Here is an 18,392-nt window from a genome sequence, read left to right as displayed (position 1 = left end):
TGCGGGCTATACCTCGAGGAGCTCGACTTCTTTGCGCTTGAGTGCCTCATCGATCAGATCGACGTGCTGGCGGGTCAGCTGGTCGAGTTCCTTCTCGCCGCGCACCAGTTCGTCCTCACCGACTTCACCCTTCAGCGCGTCGAGTTCGTCCTTGGACTTGCGGCGGACGCCGCGGAGGTGAACCTTCGCGTCTTCGCCCTTGGTGCGTACGAGCTTGACGTACTCCTTGCGACGCTCCTGAGTGAGCTCGGGCATCGTCACACGGATCGTGTTGCCGTCGTTCGTCGGGTTGACACCGAGGTTGGGCATGTCTCGAATCGCCTGCTCAATAGCCCTGAGTGCAGACTTGTCGTATGGCGTGATGATAATTGAGCGCGCTTCCTGAATTGCCATCGAGGCAAGCTGTGCCATCGGCGTGGGCGAGCCGTAATAATCCACCATCACCTTTTGGAAGAGCTGCGGGTTCGCGCGACCCGTACGAACGGTGGCGAAATCCTCCTTGGCAGCTTCGACCGCGCGTGTCATGCGCGAGGTGGTATCAGCGAGGACATCCGCGATCACGGTGACTCCTATCGTCGGGGGTGTGCATGTAATTCTAGCCAGGTGCGTGGCGTGCACCTGGATACCGCGCTCAGGCGGTGACGAGTGTTCCGATCGGTTCTCCCAGCAGAGCGCGCGTCACGTTGCCGCTGGGCTCCATGCCAAACACCCGCATGTCCATGTTGTTGTCCATGCAGAGGCTGAAGGCGGTGGAGTCGACGACCTTCAGGCCGCGCTGCAGTGCGTCCAGATAGGTGACCGTGTCGATGCGAGTTGCCGAGGAGTCCTTCTTGGGGTCGGCCGTGTAGATGCCATCAACACCGTTTTTCGCCACGAGTACTTCCTGTGCGCCGATCTCCAGTGCACGCTGCGCGGCAACGGTATCGGTCGAAAAGTACGGGAGGCCAGCGCCGGCGCCGAAGACGACAACGCGCCCCTTCTCCATGTGACGCTCGGCACGCAGCGGAATGTAGGGCTCGGCGACCTGTGTCATCGAGATGGCGGACTGCACACGCGTCGGCGCGCCGGCCTGCTCGAGGAAGTCCTGCAGTGCGAGAGCGTTCATCACGGTTCCGAGCATGCCCATGTAGTCGGCACGACCGCGGTCCATGCCGCGCTGGCTGAGCTCTGCGCCGCGGAAGAAGTTTCCGCCGCCGACGACGATGGCGATCTCGACCTCGTCAACGGCAGCCGCGATCTCACGGGCGATCTGGCTGACGACGTCTGGATTCACTCCCAGCTGCCCGCCTCCGAAGGCTTCGCCAGAGAGCTTGAGAAGGACGCGTCGGCGCCTGGTGCGTTCGGTCATGGTGTGTGGATCCTCTCGTCCCGATTCAAGATAGTGCCTTTTGGGCATGAAGAAGGGGTTCGGACCCTTGTGGATCCGAACCCCTTATGCACTGCTACGCGCCAACCTTGAAGCGCGCGAAGTCCGTCACGGTGATACCGGCGTCCTTCGCCACCTGGGCGACAGAGAGCTTGTTGTCCTTGGCGTAGTCCTGCTCAAGCAGGGCAACCTGCTTGATGAACGCAGAGACACGGCCTTCGACGATCTTCGGCAGAGCCGCTTCTGGCTTGCCCTCGTTGCGGGAGATCTCGGTAACGATCTCGCGCTCCTTCTCGACAGCGTCAGACGGAACGTCTTCGCGGCTGAGGTAGGACGGGTTAGCGAACGAGATGTGCTGCGCGATGCTGCGAGCAGTCTCTGCGTCGTCACCCGTGTAAGCGACGACAACGCCGATCTGCGGAGGCAGGTCCTTGCTGGTGCGGTGCAGGTAGACCTCGACGGCGTCGCCGGTCACGGTGCGAACCTGGCGCAGCTCAACCTTCTCGCCGATGATTGCTGCCTCGTCCGAGATCAGCTCTCCGATGTTCTGGTTGCCGGCAGCAGCGACGAGGGCATCCTCAACCGAGTTTGCCTGGGCGGCTGCAACCGCGTCAGCGATCTTGTCAGCGAGTGCGATGAAGCGCTCGTTCTTCGCGACGAAGTCGGTCTCGCAGGCGAGCTCGATCAGCGTCACAGCGCCGTCGGCCTCGCGAGCGACGACGAGTCCCTCACTGGTGGAACGGTCAGCGCGCTTGGCATTGCCCTTCGCACCCTTCAGGCGAAGCAGCTCAACGGCCTTTTCGCGGTCGCCGTTGGCCTCTTCGAGAGCCTTCTTAGTGTCGACCATGCCGGTGCCGAGCTGTTCGCGCAGCGCCTTGATGTCAGCGATGGTGAAGTTGGCCATGTGTGGTGGCTCCTTGCTTCGATATGGGTGTGTACGCGGAATTACTTGGCGTCGGCTTCGGCCGGAGCCTCGGTCGCCTCAGCTGCGGGAGCCTCGGTTGCCTCGGCCTCAGCTGCGGGAGCCTCAGCCTCAGCTGCAGGAGCCTCGGTTGCCTCGGTTGCCTCGGCTGCGGGAGCCTCGGTCGCGGGCGCCTCAGCAGGCGTCTCGAGAAGTTCCTTCTCCCACTCGGCCAGCGGCTCAGCGTCGCCCGACTCGGGGTTGTGCTTCTGCTGCAGGCCTTCGGCAGCTGCGTCCGCGATGATGCGGGTCAGCAGCGAGACGGAGCGGATCGCGTCGTCGTTACCGGGGATCGGGTACTGGAAGTCGTCCGGGTCGGCGTTCGTGTCGAGGATGCCGATCACGGGGATGCCGAGCTTCTTGGCCTCGTCGATCGCGAGGTGCTCGCGCTTGGCGTCGATGACCCACAGAGCCGAAGGCGTCTTGGTCAGGTTGCGGATTCCGCCGAGCGACTTGTGCAGCTTGTCGAGCTCGCGCTTCTTGAGCAGAAGCTCCTTCTTGGTGAAGCCACTGTTGGCCGGCACCTCGTAGTCGAGCTCTTCGAGCTCCTTCATACGAGCCAGACGCTTGGAGATCGTCTGGAAGTTGGTGAGGAGGCCACCGAGCCAGCGCTGGTTCACGAAGGGCTGACCAACGCGGGTCGCCTGCTCTGCGAGGACTTCCTGAGCCTGCTTCTTCGTGCCGACGAAGAGGATGGTGCCGCCGCGGGCAACAGTCTCCTTGACGAAGTCGTAGGCGCTGTCGATGTAGCCCAGCGACTGCTGCAGGTCGATGATGTGGATGCCGCTGCGCTCGGTGAGGATGAAGCGCTTGACTTTCGGGTTCCACCGACGGGTCTGGTGTCCGAAGTGAACGCCGCTGTCGAGCAGCTGGCGGATGGTGACCACAGCCATGGTCGTCTCCTGATTCTGGCGCTGGCGCGCCGTTGAGGTTATTTCGCTGATCGGGCGATCAGCATTCCTGGTGCCCGGCCCACGCCCGCCCGTTCCGGAGAACGGGACCTGAGGGATTGGATGCCACGACCGAGATCGCTTTGGGCACGCGTAGTCACCTCGAGATCGAGGTGCGACCTCAAGTGTACAGGATCGCGTCGCATCCACTGCTTCTGCACTGAAGCGGAGTTGACCCGTGTTCTCAACGAAAAGTGGGTAGCAGCTATGGCCCGTGCCGCACGATCGATCAGGATGGCCTGATGCGATCCCTGAGAGTTGGTGCACGCAGGTGCGTGGTCCTCTTGCTGTCCACGTTTCTCGCGGCGATTCCCGCTGTTGCCACGCCGGATTTGCCGCGCACATGGCAGTGGCCGGTTCCGGGCGTACATCACGTCGTCACACCCTTTCAAGCGCCGACGCACGACTACGGCCCCGGTCACCGCGGCATCGATATCTCGGTCGCCGTCGGCAGCGTCGTTCATGCGCCAGCCGACGGTGTCGTCGCTTTTCGGGGCGTCGTCGTCGACCGGCCGCTGATCACCATCGATCACGGCGACGGGCTCGTCACCACTCTTGAGCCGGTCAGTTCACAGCTCTCAGTAGGAACAGCGATCGCCGCTGGTGAGGAGGTGGGCACAGTGGCACATGGCGGCCACACGCCGATCGATCAACTGCACCTCGGGGTTCGCCTCAACGACGTCTACATCAATCCGATGCTGCTGTTCAGCGATGTGCCGCGCGCGGTGCTGCTCCCCTGCTGCGCATAACCGGCTCTCAGGCGCGGGGATGGGCGAGCCGGTAGGTCGCTGTCAGTCGTTCCGAAGACACGTGCGTATAGATCTGCGTGGTCCCCAGGCTCGCGTGCCCGAGGATCTCCTGGACGGCGCGCAGGTCTGCTCCCCCATCAAGCAGGTGAGTGGCAGCCGAGTGCCGGAGAGCATGCGGGCCGACGGCATCCGCTCCGATGACCGGCCCCAGGGCGTCCGCGACGATCGTGTAGACCGCCCGCGGCCCGACACGAGCGCCACGCACGCCGAGCATCACCGCCGGAGTCGCCCGTGCACTGCGTGCCAGAAGCACCGGCCGCCCGCGGACGAGATAGGCATTGAGTGCATCGCGGGCGGGGATCCCGAATGGAACAACCCGCTCCTTCGCCCCCTTGCCGAGCACCCGGACAGTCGCGCGGTCCTGATCCACGTCGTCGACGTCGATTCCGCACAGCTCCGATACCCGCATGCCAGAGGCATAGAGCAGCTCGAGGATCGCGTGATCACGCAGGTGAATCGGATCGCCGTCGACGGCGATCTCACGGCGTTCATCCAGCAGTTGCCGCATCCCATCCCGCGATGCGACTACCGGAAGCGAACGCCCGCGTTTCGGCGCCACCAGTCGCAGGCTGGGATCGGTGTTGATCAGCTCTTCCTCATGAGCCCAGGAGAAGAACGAGCGGGCAGAAGCCGCACGGCGCGCGAGTGTGCTGCGTGCGTCGCCGCGCTGGGTGGCACGCCACAGCCAGTCGCGCAAAGACTCCAGGTCAATCTCTCGGAGCACGCCGTCATCGGTCGCTTCGGCGAGGTCCCGCAGATCCGAGCGGTAGGCGCGCACCGTCGCGGGCGACAAACGGCGCACATTCTCAAGATGCGTGGCGTACAACGCAGCCGCAGCGGACAGCTTCATGGTTCCAGCATGCCTATTTCAGCCGGACTGTCTGAATGCCTCGCCGGGCGAAGACAGCGCGAACCCCGAGAATCAGGGAGGGATCCTCGGGGCTCGAACCTGTCCAGTGGGTCAATAGGACCCTGTCCAATAGGTCAGTTGGACCCTGCCGAAGCAACCGACGCTGCGCTGGGGGCGGATGCCGGGCTCGGAGCGGACACCGGGCTCGGTGCAGACACCGGACTCGGAGCTGAGACAGGACTCGGGGCCGAGACGGGGCTCGGGGCAGACACGGGACTCGGTGCAGAAACCGGGCTCGGTGCAGAAACCGGGCTGGGTGCAGAAACCGGGCTGGGCGCAGAAACCTGCGCCGGGGCCGATGCGGCCGACACCGCAGAGACAGCCGACACGGCAGAAGTGACGTTCGCCGCGGAGGGTGCACTGACGACCGTGACGCTGGAGTTCGTCTCCTTCAAGTGCACCGTCTTGCCGCTGAGCACGCCGGAGCTGTCGTTGATGGCACCACCGGGGATGACCGTTCCATCCGTGGTCTGCAAGTTCATCGTGCTAGCAACCGCCGCGGCACCGCCGGCGACGACGCTGAGACCGACGACACCCGCGATTCCCGTGACGATCCACTTCTTGCGTGTATTCATATCTGTTTCCTCTGTCCGTGTGCAGTGACTGTCTCCCTGTTATCGGGATGATTCAATCCTCGTCGCCCTCCCTAAGGTCAATCCAAAGGGCGGATGAGAGCGTTCTTATCTCGCTCCGGTTGACGGCATCCGTCCGTCCAGCACTGCATGAGCCGATGCTCGTAGTTGGTCCGCAGCATCCGCATCTCGTCTGTCGTTCGCCGCGATCAGGTGACCGAGTAGTTGCACACCTGTCAAAGCGCGCACCAACGGGTCATCTCCCCAACGCGCGAGAGCGCCATCGGCCAGGTCCCAGACGCGTGCGCGGTTATGCGCATCGGTCAAGCGTGCGCTCGCGATGGCGTGCGCGGCGAACGCAGCAGCATCCTCCGCCGGATCGGCAATACCCAGGGTGTCGACATCGATCACTGAGCAGATCTGACCCTGATCATCGAGGAAGAGCTGGCCGTAGTGCAGGTCGCCGTGCACGACAGTGCGAGGGCGCCCACCGTCGATGCGTCCGATGAGGGTACGGATGCTGTCGAGGAGGTCCGCGGTACCGTCGACCTCGCGAGACTCGTACCAGCGGATACGTCGCTCAGCCCCAGGGCTCCGCTTGGTCCAGGAAATACTCGAGAACCGCGCCCGCAGCCGATCGGTCTCGTCGAGCAGGGTTTCCGGCTCCCACGCAAAATCGGTCGCCGGCGTTCCCGCCGCCGCCGACATGATCACCATGCCCTCGGCGGACCACCCGTGCACGAACGGGACTCCGATGCCGGCATCGGCCGTGGCCGTGTGCGCCCGCACCAACGATTCCACGCGCGAGGGGCGGACGATTTTGACCCAGACCGACTCGTCCCCGGCAGCCACGCGGAGCACTGCGCGGCGACCCGGTCGATAGGCGATGAACTCCGGGGCACTCGTCGCGGTGAAGCCCAGGCGCTCCAGAAGCGCCGTGGCCGCGTGGTCGAATGAGATGGATGCGAGTGCCGGCAGATGCGGGTCTGCCGGATGCATCCACACGCGCGTATCCTCGCTCGCCCACCCGGTTTCAGCGGCGACGGTAATCTGCGAGGTGTCCACGTAGTACAGCAGATTCTGCGCGCCCGGCACCTCGATGCCCGTGACCGATCCGGCACCCAAGGGCTCTTTCGAGTGCAGAGTCATCGTCGCTGCCGAGACGCCGAGGGCCTCGCTGAGAAGGTCTCGCTCCGAGACTTTGGTGTTGGCACTCACCTGACGATTGCATCATGAGTGGGCGCACAATGGGATGAGATCTCTCTTAGGAAGAGGCTGAGACCCTCCGGACTCGGGATACTTGACACGTGGCAGCAGGAAATAAGGACGACTCCGGTCGCAGGCGTCGTCGTCGATTCGCGGTCTCGGTGCGTACCCGCATCGTCGCAACGATCACCGTCGTAATCACAGTGGGCCTGTTTGCCGTTGGCTTGTCGGTGTATCTCGTCGAGCGTCAGCGGATTCTTGAACAGGTGGATGCGCGGCTGCACGCGAACCTCGAATCCGCGCACTTCATCGTCGAATCGCCAGATCCGGAAGCCGGTCCCTGGGCATCGTCCTCGGACGCACTGGCCGTGGTCGTGCAGCGGATGAGCCCGGATGACAACACCGGCGCCATGGGACTCGTCAACGGCGTGATCACTTTCGTGCCCGGGTTCGATCTGGATCTCGATCTGCAGTATCAGGGGATGTTCGCGGCCCACGTGGATCGGGAACTCGACCCCGGCGAGGCGATCATCGGCACCTACGCTGAGCGGGGTGTGGCGTGGCGCTATCTGGCGACGACTGTCTCCGTCGAGGGATCGTCTGCGCCAGAAGAAGTCGTCTTCGTCATGGTGTACGACCTGCATGCGGAGCTTGCCGAGTTCAACGAACCGGTGCGGATGTTTGTGATCGCGTCTCTCATCGTCATCGTCGTTGTCGCTGCCACCGGCACGATCGTTGCAACGCGTCTGCTGCGTCCGCTACGCCAGATGCGCACCACCGCAGAGCGGATCTCGGCTCAGAATCTCAACGAGCGCCTCGACATCGTGGGAAACGACGATGTGGCCGAGCTCGCCGAGACAATGAACGCGATGCTCGATCGCATCGATGCTGCACTCGACTCGCAGCGACAGCTGCTCAGTGACGTCGGCCACGAGCTCAAGACCCCGATCACGATCGTGCGGGGGAACATCGAGGTCATGAATCCGGACGATCCGACGGATGCTCGGGAGACCCGTGCGCTGGCGATGGATGAGCTGGATCGAATGGCCGATCTCGTGCAAGATCTGGCCGGTGCCGCTGCCTTGCACGGCCCGAGACCGATCGATCCGCATGCGATGGATGTTGCCGAATTGCTGGCGCAGATCGCACGCAAAGCGAGTGGAATCGACGGTGCTGATGTGTCTGTGGCTGACGCAGCCGGAGGCACGGCGATGCTCGATTCGGCCCGGATAACCCAAGCCATGCTGCAACTCGCGCAGAACGTCGTCACACATGCCGACGGACGGATGGAGATCGGCGTTTCCGATGCCGGCGAGCACGTGCAGTTCTGGGTTCGTGATTTCGGCCCGGGCGTACCCGAGCATGCGAAGAGTCAGATATTCGAGCGCTTTCACCGCGGCTCCAACGCCGCAGACAAGCCCGGGAGCGGCCTGGGGTTGAACATCGTGCAGGTGATTGCGCGCGCACATGGCGGGACCGTGCGCGTCGCGGATGCCGTCGGTGGCGGTGCCGTGTTCGTTCTGAGCCTTCCCCGAGGCGCGGGTCCAACTGCTGAGCCACCACCCGACGGCCCAGTGATCCCACCACGACCACCTCTGCCCGGGCCAGACCCCGACCCAAACCCCGACCCCGACCCGACCCCGACCCCGACCCGATGATCGATCGAAGGAAGTAACCTGTGGCATCCATCCTTGTCGCCGATGACGAGCCGCGCATATCCGGCTTCATCGAGAAGGGGCTGCGCGCAGCCGGCTTTGCCACACGCGTCGCAGCGACCGGGCCCGAGGCACTCCACCTTGCGCAGACTGATGAGTTCGATCTGATGGTGCTCGATGTCAATCTGCCGGGATTCGACGGTTTCCAGGTCCTCGAGCAGTTGCGCGGCTCTGGCTCGCGGCTGCCGGTGATCATGCTCACCGCCCGGGTAGAACTGCACGACACGATCGCCGGGCTTGAGGGCGGCGCGGATGACTACCTGGGCAAGCCCTTCCGCTTCGACGAGCTACTCGCGCGCATCCGACTGCGGATGCGACGGGACGAGGCTGGCGCCACGACTGACCTGACGCACGGCGCATTGCATCTGGACGTGCGCACCCGTCGCGCCCGCGTCGGCGCGGTTGATGTCGAACTCAGCGCGCGCGAGTTCGCCCTGGCCGAGGAGCTCGTCCGCAACGCCGGCCAGGTTCTCAGCCGCGAACAGCTGCTCAGCCGGGTATGGGGATACGACTTCGACCCCGGCTCCAACGTGGTCGATGTTTACATCGGCTACCTCCGTCAGAAGCTCGGCACCGGACAGATCCAGACCGTTCGCGGGGTCGGCTACCGGCTGCCATGATCTGCTGCCCCGAACACGATAGAGCCGACCGGCACAACCCCGTGGCAGGCCGACCGCAGTGCCTCACCTCTCGGAACAGGCCACTACGCCTCTAGCAAGCCGTCAACACGACTCGCCCAGGACATCCACTACGCCCCGCGTGTGCCACCGGCGTGGGGACTTCTACTTGGCCAAACCTTCAGCAGTCCCCTAACCAGGTGCTACTGGGCTATGTCCCCAGTCGGAGGTACTCGTTGGTGCGGACGATGCGCTCTCGATCGTCGAACGATGCCATGCGATTCTGTACAGCGCTGCTGTCTCCGTCACGATTGAGTGCCTCAAGGGTCTCGCGAACAGCTGTGATGACGGCACGCTGTAGATCTGATGGCACGATGATCAGTGAATATCCGAGCTCGGCGAGGCGCTCGCGTGGAACGAGCGGAGTCTTGCCGCTGTGGAACATGTTGATCAGCTTCGGTTGCGGGATCTCGTGAGCAATAGCCTCGATCTGTTTGACCGTCTCTGGCGCCTCGACGAAAATGACATCGGCACCCGCGTCGAGATAGGCATGAGACCGTTCAAGCGCCGCTTCCAAGCCTTCTGTGGCGATCGCATCGGTCCTGGCGATAAGAACAAAATCCGGGTCGGCTCGAGCAGCTGCCACCGCTTTGATCTTCTGTACCATTTCATCGGACGACACCAAAGACTTGTCGTCGAGATGGCCACAGCGCTTGGGGAAGGTTTGGTCTTCCAGGTGCATTCCCGCCACACCAGCACGCTCGAAGCGCTGCAATGTGTGCACGGCGTTCACCGCGTTGCCAAAACCCGTGTCGGCGTCCGCGATCACTGGGAGCGACGTGACCTCCACGATCTGCTCAAGCCGGGCGACGACTTCGCTGAGGCTCAGCAGTCCGATGTCTGGGACGCCCGTGCTCCGCGCGATCGCCCCACCGCTCGCGTACAAGAGCTCGCTTCCGCTTTCTTCTACAAGCCGCGCGGTCAGCCCGTCGAAGGCCCCTGGCGCGAGATGTATGCCTCCATCATGGAGCATGGCGCGAAGGCGGGTGGTTACGCGAGGCATCAGTTCTCCTGTTCGTGCAGCGAAGACAACGTGGGCAGGACGAATCCATCGTCGCACGAACCCAGCATCGAACGAAAGGCACTGCGTGCTTGAGTCACGGGCTGTTGGAAGTTAGTTGCGACACTCCCGCGAGACAGCGCACCACTCCCGCGGGCGCGATCCACGACGCGCCAGATCGCCGGAAGTAGTGCGGCCATCGCGGCGACCTTGATCGCGTCGCCGATCAGGAACGGCACCACTCGCGTCCGCGACAGTGTTCGATACGCTCGATCGTCGTCAATGCGTCCCGTGCTGCACGAAAGGGAGAGATCGCGTCCTTGACCTGCGTGGCGCAGCGTTGCTTACTGCAACGCCGCTTCTGTTCGTCTTCGATGTCGTGGAGGCAGGCTCAGTCACACACCCCGTCACATGGGTGACCGCGCTTGACACGATGCCGGGATCGCCTCCGGTGTCCAGCGAGCCTCTGACCAGTTGGGCGGATCAACCGGCATCGCCCTGTACGTCGGGATCGGCTTTGCACCCATGTTTGCCGGCGATACGCCATATCTGGTCAGCAGCGTCCTCGCCATCATCGGCCTGATCGCCGCAGGAGTGTTCGCCTCACGAATCGTCCTTGCCAGCATTAGTGGTCTTCAAGCAGTCTCCCAATAGCAGGTCGATCCATCTGGATCGGTGACTCAATAGTGCGAGACATACAAGACAGTGCCCAATCGTCATGTTTCGAGTTCGTAATAGCTCGAAACAGGACGATACGCACTGCCGTGGAACCGGTCTCCTATGTCCGCTGCAGGCAATGCGACCCCGTGGCGGGGCGTCACGTGAGCAGGCGACGGCGGTAGCCTTCGGCAACCGCCGAGGCTCGATCCCGAGCTCCGAGTTTGTCGTAGATGTGCTGCAGGTGGGTCTTGATGCTCGCTTCGCCGATGAACAACGCTGCAGCGGCGTCTCGATTCGAACTGCCGTTCGCGACCAATTGCAGCACGTCCTTCTCTCGGTCGGTCAGCATGCCGGCACTGGGCCTGCGCATCTGCCCCATGAGGTGCTGCGTCACTGACGGCGCGAGTACCGACTCTCCGCGCGCGGCTGCACGGACCGCTCGCATCAGTTCGTCGGGCAGCGCATCCTTCAGGAGATATCCGATCGCACCCGCCTCAATCGCCGGCAGCACGTCGCTCTCGCTGTCGAATGTGGTCAGCATCAGCACTCGGGCATCCGGGGCTCGCTCGCGCAGCGCCGCGGTCGCAGCGACGCCGTCCATTCTGGGCATCCGAAGGTCCATAAGCACGACATCCGCTGCCAACTCCGTCGCCCGTTCGATACCCTCGGCGCCGTCACTGGCCTCGCCGACCACGACGATGTCCTCCACGCCCGCGAAGGTGTCGCGAAGTCCACCCCTGACGATCGGGTGGTCGTCGACAATCACTAGTCGAATCATCGGTCTCTCTCCTCCTTCGGCCCCGCACCCCCGGGCGCAATAGCCGGAACGCGCGCGCTCACGGATGTTCCTTCACCCGGTGCGCTTTGCACCCCTACATGACCGCCAACGCCCCTGATCCTCTGGCGGATACTCGTCAGGCCGAAGCCGGTACCGACCGCTTTCGAGAACCCGCGTCCATCATCTCGCACGTCCAACATCACCTCCGTGCCCGTGTACGACAGCGTGACGCCGACGCGCGAGGCCTCCGCGTGCTTCGCCACGTTGGTCAGCGACTCCTGCGCGACCCGGAAGAGCGACACCTCGATGGCGGGGCTCAATGGCTCTCGGGCGCCGGTAATTTTCACCTGAGCTCTTATCCCCTGGTCCTCCGACCATCGCTCGGTCAACGTGCGCAATGCGTCTGGGAGGTGAGCTCGCCCGAGTTCCTCGGGAGCGAGCGCCTGCACGGACCGTCTGGCCTCGGTCAAGCTGCTGCGCGCGAGACGAAGTGCACGCACAACGTGCTCTTCCTTCTCGCCCTGCACACTCGCGGAACGCTCCGCTGCCTGGAGCTGCGTGATAATGCCGGCGAGACCCTGGGCCAGCGTGTCATGAATTTCGCTCGCCAATCGCTGTCGCTCATCCTGCGCCCCGGATTCACGCGCCTGTGCGACCAGTTGCGCGTGTAGCCCGGCGTTCTCGTGCAGTGCCAACTCGAGTCGCTCAACGAGTTCCTCCCGCTTGCGTTCCATGGGTTCGCTGCGCGCCGTGAGCAAGATGCCCACTCCGATTGCCACAGTCTGCACGGCGGTGATCAGGATGAACTCCGCGATCAGCTTTGGAGTTGGGTTCACCCACACGGGCATCGCCGAGCTGTTGATGGCCACGGAGGTGGCCAGGACCCCGAGCACGCCCAACGGCCACGGCGTGAGCAGGTATGCGTGGAAGAAACCCGCAACGGTGAAGACGAGGAAGATATCGGAGTACGTCATGAGAATGACGCACAGGGCCAGCAGCCCGATGAAGTAGATGGCCGTCGGCACGGGCCGGAGCGTCCTCCTCTTAATCGGCAGTGTGTGCCCGACCAGTATCCACAGCACGGATACCGCGACCAGCCCGAGGACAGATGCGCCCTCGGGCCAGAAGCCTTCACCAGAGACCGGAAGACCCCAGAAGAAATACAACACCGACGAGATCGTCAGCAACAGCCACGGTGTGAACAACTGCAGAAGATCCCAGACCCGCAGCTGATCCTTCTTCCAGGCCAACCGGGAACGATTCGCGTTCTCCGCCTCTTCCGCGATGGCGGATTCGTGCGTCCCAGAAATCGGGCGCTCACCGGCCCAGGGATCCCTCATCTTCGCCACCTACTCCCAGCGGAAGAGCTTCGCGGCGATCGTGCTCCCGATCACTGCGATACCTGCCATTATTGCAATCTGCAGCCAGAAGGGCTGCCCCCCGGCGGTGATCTCGCCCGCTTCTGTGGACCATGCGGCGGTGAGAGCCTGCAACCCGGGCGGCACGAATTCGCCGACATTCTGGAGCACCTCGGGCATGATGAGACGGGGCAGGAAGGCGCCGCCGAAGAACATCAACACAACGAACAGCAGGGTGCCGATCTGGTTCGCGGCGCTGCTCGTGCGGACCACGGCGGCGGAGATCATGCTGACCCCGAGCAGTGCCGCATAGCCGACGATGAAGGCGACGACGAACTCCAGCGGCCGCTCGGGCGGCGCGATATCCAGCACCGCCCACGCGACGAAAATCATGAGTGTCGCGGAGACTACAACGGAGGCAAACGCGACGATCATCTGCGCGAGTAGGACGTTGCGCGGATGCGCAGGAGTCGTCGACAGCCTCCGCAGGATGCCGCGCTCACGATACGTCGCGATCACAGTCGGTATGTGCTGCACGGCGATCATCACCATCCCGAATACCAGTGCGGTCGGCGCCCAGACGTCGATCGATCGGAGCCCTCCGGTTTCCGGCGTCGACTCTCTGAGTGCAGGAATGGCGCCCAGCCCGAGTAGGAGTCCCGTCGGGAACAGCACACCGAAGATGACGGTGGTGGGGTCTCGGAGGAAGAGTTTCGTCTCGACCTTGATCATGTTCGTAAGAGCAGACATGGGTCAGCCTTTCTTCTCGAGGGGTTCTGGGGATTCCGGGGCGCGGCCAGTGAAGGCCACGAACGCATCGTCGAGGTTGCGCTGGTCGACGCGGAGATCCTCCGCCACGACCTCCGCCCTGGCGAGAGCCCCTGCGACGCCGCTCAGCAGTTGTCCGCTGCCGGTGACCAGCCAACGACCCTCGGTGATCTCGACGTTGGTCACGTCGGGAAGCCCGGTCAGGACGCTCTTGTCCAGCGGCTGCCTCACACGGAACCGGACCTGCTGTACCGCGCTCGCCTGCGCGATCAACCCTGCCGGCGTATCCACTGCCGCAACCCGGCCACCATCAATGATGGCGATCCGGTCGCTGAGGCGCTCCGCTTCATCCATGAAGTGCGTGACGAGGAGGATCGTGACGCCCGTGTCACGAACCCGTTCGATGAGGCTCCAGGTGTCGCGCCTCGCCTGTGGGTCCAATCCCGTCGTGAGCTCGTCGAGAATCGCGACCTTCGGGTTGCCGACCAGCGCAAGCGCGATCGAAAGCCGCTGCTTCTGACCGCCTGAGAGCGCCTTGTACTGCGTGTTGCGTTTCTCGGTGAGACCCAGGAGCTCCATGAGCTCGCGCCAGTCGGCGGGGTCCCGGTAGAAGGAGCTGTAGAGCTCGAGGGCTTCGGCGACCTTAATCGCGTCTGGGAAGCTGCTCTCCTGCAATTGCACGCCGAGTCGCTCACGCACCTCCGCCCGGTCCTTGATCGGGTCGAGTCCCATTACAGAGATCGAGCCCAAGTCGGGCGCCCGCAAGCCGGCGATGCTCTCGACGGTCGTCGTTTTGCCTGCGCCGTTGGGCCCGATGATGCCGAAGATCTCCCCCTCTTCAACGGTGAAAGAGACGTCGTCAACGGCAACGTGCTGCCCGTAACGCTTGTGCAGATTTCGTACTTCTATTGCGGTCATACTGCGAAGTTACGGGGACACCGTGCACCGCCACATCGCCCATAGCGTCTGAGCTTGGGTTGATTCGCGCCTCCACCGTTTGGTGGATCAGAGCACCTTACGGAGCGCCTGAAGCCCCCGATCTGTGATGTTCGACGCCTCCAGGCTCGCCGTCTCACTTGGGAGACTTCTCGGCGGCCTCAAGCAGGGGCCCAATCCTGTCGACCTCGATTGGATCAGCATCAGGTTTGGCGAGGTAATGATCAAGGAGACGGGCACCCAACCCGGCTGCCTCATCAGGATCCAGGTCCGTAAGTTGAAGCGATAAACCGTCGATGACAGCCTGGAGGATTGCCACTTCCGTGCCGTCAGACGGATTGACTTCATGGTGAAAGCCTTCATCCATGCTGTGGGATGTTGCCCTCCTGGCTCGGAGAAGACGCTGATACATCGCCCCGAGTTGGATAGAAAAACTGTGCTTGAGCTCGGTCAGTGCTGGGTTCGTATCGGCATGGGTAGTGAAGGCGAGCCAAACCCTGAACTCTCGCTGGCGCTCCGCTGTGAGCGGGAGCAGTTCGAGCAAGATTGCCCGCGTCCATTCGTGCGTCGGGCCGGTCCGCGGCATAGCAGTGATTCGTTGGGTGAACTGATCGGCAAGCAACTCCATGGCAAAGTGCACCATCTGAGCCCGCGTCGGGAAATAGTACTGGACTGTTCCTCCCTTCACGCCGGCCTCTGCGGCCACAGTCCGCACGCTGACCCCTGTCATGCCATCCCTGGCAACAACGCGCCACAACGCCTCGGCCACCCGGCGCTTACCATCCCCTATTGCGTGTTCCATGAGATCATCATACACTCGTACGAGAAGCCCATACGATCGTAAGAGAGTGATGTGAGATGGTACAAAACGTAGATTCTGCAGGCACGAAGCCCGAACTGCCCACCCAAACACGCCTCGCAGCACTCTGGGCGGCGACTATCGTCGCTTTAGCGTTGCACAATGCCGAGGAATGGCTACTCGGCCTGACCGGCTGGATAGCTGCACACCCCTGGATGCCGGGGCGGTCACTACACGGAGACCAAGCACAGTTCGGACTCGCACTCCTACTCGTGACTGCGGCGGTAGTCACAATCGCCGTAATCGCGGTGTCGACCCGGGCGGAGTGGAGCGCCGAGGCGCTGGCGTGTGTGGCCTACGCCTTGCTCATCAACGCTGGCAGTCACCTCGTCATCAGTGTGGCGTCCTGGAGCCTGATGCCCGGTGTGATCAGCGGTCTTTTCATATTGCTTCCGCTAGGCCTGATCATCGTGCGCACGCTGCCGCCCGTGCGATGGACAGTGTCCACAGTGGTGATGACCGTGATCGCTGCCGTGGCGATCGTGATGGGATCACTCCTCATCGCCGCCACCCTCGCACCCATTATCTCGGCGATCTCGTGACCCCTTCGAAGCCGTCCCCGTCCTCCACAGGTGCAGATTGGCAGATTGGCTTGCCGGGCACTATCGCCTGGGTGGTTTGTTTGCTCGCAGCGACCGCCCTAGTCCTCTGGCAATTCGGCGGGGTTACACAAGACGGCATCCAGATACAGGTTCTCAATCCCGACCTGGCGACCATCTGGCCGGTGATGATCGTGGCTCTGCTGATCGTTGATATCGTCATCACGGTCGCCGTGTGGCTGTCCCGACGATGGACGCCAGTTCTCGCTGGGATCAACGTACTCACGACCATCGTCGGTGCGATTCTCATCGTCGCTCTCCTCATGCGGGACGTTCTGCTCGCGCCTGACCTGCCCCAGCAACTGGCCGGGATTTTAGACGGAAACACCGACTGGCGCGTACCCACAGAACCCCTCGCGGTCATCATCATCTTCATCGCGGTCTGGAACAGCATCGACTGCATACGCAAGGCAAGGCGCAGCGTGAGCATCCGTGCCGTCGATCCGCACCTTCTTCGGCAGTCCTCCTCCCCCAACACCACGCTGGAGTATGACGATGTCGATAGCCCAGCGTGATGCCCCGGCGGACCCTGCTCCGTAGCACCGAAGGGTGGACGTCATCAACGAACTCATCTTCCAGGCCGCTGCCTCGCCGTGGCTTTATCTCGTCATGTTCGCGACGGCTCTCGTCGACGGCTTCTTCCCGCCTGTCCCCAGTGAGACCGTGCTTGTCGCGGCGGCAGCTGTGGCCGTCTCAACGGGGAGCACGAACATACTCCTGCTCTGCCTGGTGGCCGCGGTCGGCGCGATGATCGGCGACAACATCGCCTACGCGATCGGTCGGGCTGTCGGCCCTGCGCGGTTCCGCTGGATGCGCCACCCTCGCATCGTCGCTGTGTTCGAGCGGGCGCAGCGCACCCTCCGGCACCGCGGTGCCCCGCTGATCCTGGGCGCCCGCTATATCCCGGTCGGACGCGTCGCAGTCAACATGTCTGCGGGCGCTCTCGGCTATCCCTGGCCCCGTTTCCTGCCTCTCAGCGCTCTCGCGGGCGCGACCTGGGCCATCTACAGCGCTGGCATTGGCATCCTCGCAGGACGGTGGTTGAAGGACCAGCCACTCCTCAGCGCGGTGTTGGGCGTCGTCGTCGCAATTGTCCTCGGCATCGCCATCGATCGCATCGCAGCCAGTCGCCGCCGTCGACGTGAGCTCACCGCAAACGAGAAGACGGACGAGAGCGTACCGACGGACGCCCACGGCGTGGCCAGGGACGCGCACCCAGAGGAAGGTGGTTCAATCGCGCCAGACGACAGTTCGGCCGGGTCCGGTGCCCCGGCGGATGGCGCGGTACGTGTCCGTGGGACGGAATCGCACCCGTGCGGGAGCATGACGAGCGGAGTGGACGGGATGGTCTATGCAATGGTCGTGATCAAGCGGGGGGACGAGCTCGGTGAGGAGTATCGACGCCGCATCACCGAGGTATACGTGCGCAGCTTCGCAGAGGACTTCGTCGCATTCTCGCGCGACACCGACAAGTTGGCTGCCGCGTTCGAGCACATGCTGCTTCTCAAACGGTTCTACATCGCGCTCGTGGACGGGGAGCCCGCCGGCCTCGCCTCGCTCACCGGGGGCGACCAGACGCTGTTCGCGCCGCGATTGCGCGAGATTCGCCATCACCTTGGGCTGGCGCGCGGACTGCTCGGCTACGTGGTGATCCGGAGCTGGTTTATGCGCCCCTCCGACGATGCCCAGCCCGGGCTCGCCGAGATCGGGTTCGTCGCCACCGAGCCAGCTCATCAGGGTCGCGGCGTCGCGACCGCGTTGCTGTCTCACCTGCTGGCGCAGCCCGGGCATCACGAATATCTGCTCGAGGACATCAAGGACACCAACGCACCAGCCCTAAGCCTTTACGCCAAGCTCGGCTTCACGGTGTACAAGCGCCGGAAGGTGCGCTTCGCCCGACGAGTCGGATTCACTGAACTTGTGTCGATGAAGCTCGCGCAGGACCCCACCTCGCGGTCTACCGCTGACCGATCACCCCAAGTCTTCTGACCGGTCGCCGCTCAGCGTCAATCATCCTCGCGCTCAGACTCGCGACACGAAGCGAAATCGAGGGGTGTGGCAATGTGTAGCGCAGAGTCGTACTTCGTGCGGCCAGCTGATCGCCGAGAGGTCCTGCAGGTGATGCGCCGACATTGCGGGTCACCTATGAAACTCCCGCACGTCGTCGACGAGCATGTCGGGCTCCTCTAGCGCCGCGAAGTGTCCGCCCCGATCCGCGACATCGGTCCACCGCGTGATGTTGTGGGCATCCTCGACGAAGCGCCGGAT

20 protein-coding genes are annotated in these 18,392 nt (G+C 63.5%); 7 read left to right on the top strand and 13 right to left on the bottom strand.

The features are described from left to right. Positions 1 to 6 precede the first annotated feature (6 nt). The 4 genes from frr to rpsB form a co-directional block, all read right to left on the bottom strand. Positions 7 to 561: a ribosome recycling factor gene (frr, locus tag ACSS7Z_RS09230; RefSeq protein ID WP_438254317.1), complete on the bottom strand. Its 555-nt coding sequence runs from the start codon at positions 559 to 561 to the stop codon at positions 7 to 9. Between the two features lie 70 nt (positions 562 to 631). Then, a complete protein-coding gene (gene pyrH, locus ACSS7Z_RS09225) occupies positions 632 to 1,348 on the bottom strand; it encodes a UMP kinase (protein WP_438254316.1) in 717 nt (238 codons plus the stop codon). 94 nt (positions 1,349 to 1,442) lie between these two features. Next, the gene (tsf, locus tag ACSS7Z_RS09220) at positions 1,443 to 2,270 is read right to left on the bottom strand and encodes a translation elongation factor Ts (protein ID WP_438254315.1); all 828 of its coding nucleotides are present in this window, start codon (positions 2,268 to 2,270) and stop codon (positions 1,443 to 1,445) included. Positions 2,271 to 2,311: 41 nt separating this feature from the next. After that, positions 2,312 to 3,220, bottom strand: coding sequence for a 30S ribosomal protein S2 (gene rpsB / locus ACSS7Z_RS09215; RefSeq protein ID WP_438254313.1), 909 nt, complete (start codon positions 3,218 to 3,220; stop codon positions 2,312 to 2,314). A gap of 332 nt (positions 3,221 to 3,552) precedes the next feature. Here rpsB and ACSS7Z_RS09210 point away from each other — a divergent pair, with 332 nt between their 5' ends. Then, positions 3,553 to 4,026 carry a murein hydrolase activator EnvC family protein gene (locus tag ACSS7Z_RS09210; protein ID WP_438254312.1) on the top strand — a complete coding sequence of 158 codons (474 nt, stop codon included), beginning with the start codon at positions 3,553 to 3,555 and terminating at the stop codon, positions 4,024 to 4,026. 7 nt (positions 4,027 to 4,033) lie between these two features. Here the strand turns inward: ACSS7Z_RS09210 and ACSS7Z_RS09205 are convergent, their stop codons facing one another. After that, positions 4,034 to 4,936, bottom strand: coding sequence for a tyrosine recombinase XerC (locus tag ACSS7Z_RS09205; protein ID WP_438254310.1), 903 nt, complete (start codon positions 4,934 to 4,936; stop codon positions 4,034 to 4,036). Between the two features lie 138 nt (positions 4,937 to 5,074). Between ACSS7Z_RS09205 and ACSS7Z_RS09200 the strand changes: the two genes are divergently transcribed. Further along, positions 5,075 to 5,599, top strand: coding sequence for a hypothetical protein (locus ACSS7Z_RS09200; RefSeq protein ID WP_438254308.1), 525 nt, complete (start codon positions 5,075 to 5,077; stop codon positions 5,597 to 5,599). Positions 5,600 to 5,676: 77 nt separating this feature from the next. Here the strand turns inward: ACSS7Z_RS09200 and ACSS7Z_RS09195 are convergent, their stop codons facing one another. Beyond that, entirely contained in the window at positions 5,677 to 6,786 is a 1,110-nt protein-coding gene (locus ACSS7Z_RS09195) for a phosphotransferase (protein ID WP_438254306.1), read from the bottom strand. Between the two features lie 89 nt (positions 6,787 to 6,875). Here ACSS7Z_RS09195 and ACSS7Z_RS09190 point away from each other — a divergent pair, with 89 nt between their 5' ends. Both ACSS7Z_RS09190 and ACSS7Z_RS09185 read left to right on the top strand, forming a co-directional pair. Next, complete coding sequence (locus ACSS7Z_RS09190; protein ID WP_438254305.1) at positions 6,876 to 8,432, top strand: sensor histidine kinase; 1,557 nt, start codon at positions 6,876 to 6,878, stop codon at positions 8,430 to 8,432. Positions 8,433 to 8,452: 20 nt separating this feature from the next. Further along, positions 8,453 to 9,109, top strand: coding sequence for a response regulator transcription factor (locus tag ACSS7Z_RS09185; RefSeq protein ID WP_438254303.1), 657 nt, complete (start codon positions 8,453 to 8,455; stop codon positions 9,107 to 9,109). 208 nt (positions 9,110 to 9,317) lie between these two features. On the opposite strand, the gene ACSS7Z_RS09180 is transcribed toward ACSS7Z_RS09185, so the two are convergent. From ACSS7Z_RS09180 to ACSS7Z_RS09150, 7 genes are all read right to left on the bottom strand, one after another. After that, positions 9,318 to 10,139, bottom strand: coding sequence for an isocitrate lyase/PEP mutase family protein (locus ACSS7Z_RS09180; protein ID WP_438254839.1), 822 nt, complete (start codon positions 10,137 to 10,139; stop codon positions 9,318 to 9,320). 29 nt (positions 10,140 to 10,168) lie between these two features. Next, positions 10,169 to 10,405, bottom strand: a complete 237-nt coding sequence (locus tag ACSS7Z_RS09175) for a hypothetical protein (protein ID WP_438254302.1) — start codon at positions 10,403 to 10,405, stop codon at positions 10,169 to 10,171. A 578-nt stretch (positions 10,406 to 10,983) separates the two neighbouring features. Beyond that, positions 10,984 to 11,604 carry a response regulator gene (locus ACSS7Z_RS09170; RefSeq protein ID WP_438254301.1) on the bottom strand — a complete coding sequence of 207 codons (621 nt, stop codon included), beginning with the start codon at positions 11,602 to 11,604 and terminating at the stop codon, positions 10,984 to 10,986. Then, on the bottom strand, positions 11,601 to 12,944 hold the full coding sequence (locus tag ACSS7Z_RS09165; protein ID WP_438254300.1) for a sensor histidine kinase: 1,344 nt from the start codon (positions 12,942 to 12,944) through the stop codon (positions 11,601 to 11,603). The genes ACSS7Z_RS09170 and ACSS7Z_RS09165 overlap by 4 nt, the downstream gene beginning before the upstream one ends. Positions 12,945 to 12,953: 9 nt before the next feature. Further along, complete coding sequence (locus tag ACSS7Z_RS09160; RefSeq protein WP_438254299.1) at positions 12,954 to 13,712, bottom strand: ABC transporter permease; 759 nt, start codon at positions 13,710 to 13,712, stop codon at positions 12,954 to 12,956. Between the two features lie 3 nt (positions 13,713 to 13,715). After that, positions 13,716 to 14,648: an ABC transporter ATP-binding protein gene (locus ACSS7Z_RS09155; protein ID WP_438254297.1), complete on the bottom strand. Its 933-nt coding sequence runs from the start codon at positions 14,646 to 14,648 to the stop codon at positions 13,716 to 13,718. A gap of 154 nt (positions 14,649 to 14,802) precedes the next feature. Further along, a complete protein-coding gene (locus ACSS7Z_RS09150; RefSeq protein WP_438254296.1) occupies positions 14,803 to 15,468 on the bottom strand; it encodes a TetR/AcrR family transcriptional regulator in 666 nt (221 codons plus the stop codon). Between the two features lie 56 nt (positions 15,469 to 15,524). On the opposite strand from ACSS7Z_RS09150, the gene ACSS7Z_RS09145 reads away from it, so the two are divergent. The 3 genes from ACSS7Z_RS09145 to ACSS7Z_RS09135 are packed head-to-tail and all read left to right on the top strand — an operon-like array spanning position 15,525 to position 18,113. Next, complete coding sequence (locus ACSS7Z_RS09145) at positions 15,525 to 16,067, top strand: HXXEE domain-containing protein (protein WP_438254295.1); 543 nt, start codon at positions 15,525 to 15,527, stop codon at positions 16,065 to 16,067. Continuing rightward, positions 16,064 to 16,639, top strand: coding sequence for a hypothetical protein (locus ACSS7Z_RS09140; protein ID WP_438254294.1), 576 nt, complete (start codon positions 16,064 to 16,066; stop codon positions 16,637 to 16,639). Before ACSS7Z_RS09145 ends, ACSS7Z_RS09140 begins: the two co-directional genes overlap by 4 nt. A gap of 34 nt (positions 16,640 to 16,673) precedes the next feature. Then, positions 16,674 to 18,113: a GNAT family N-acetyltransferase gene (locus ACSS7Z_RS09135; RefSeq protein ID WP_438254293.1), complete on the top strand. Its 1,440-nt coding sequence runs from the start codon at positions 16,674 to 16,676 to the stop codon at positions 18,111 to 18,113. The last annotated feature ends 279 nt before the right edge of the window (positions 18,114 to 18,392 follow it).

Origin of the sequence: Microbacterium wangyouchuni (genome assembly GCF_051546305.1) — a bacterium.
Classification (GTDB): Bacteria; Actinomycetota; Actinomycetes; order Actinomycetales; family Microbacteriaceae; genus Microbacterium.
This window is presented reverse-complemented; position numbering and strand designations above follow the sequence as displayed.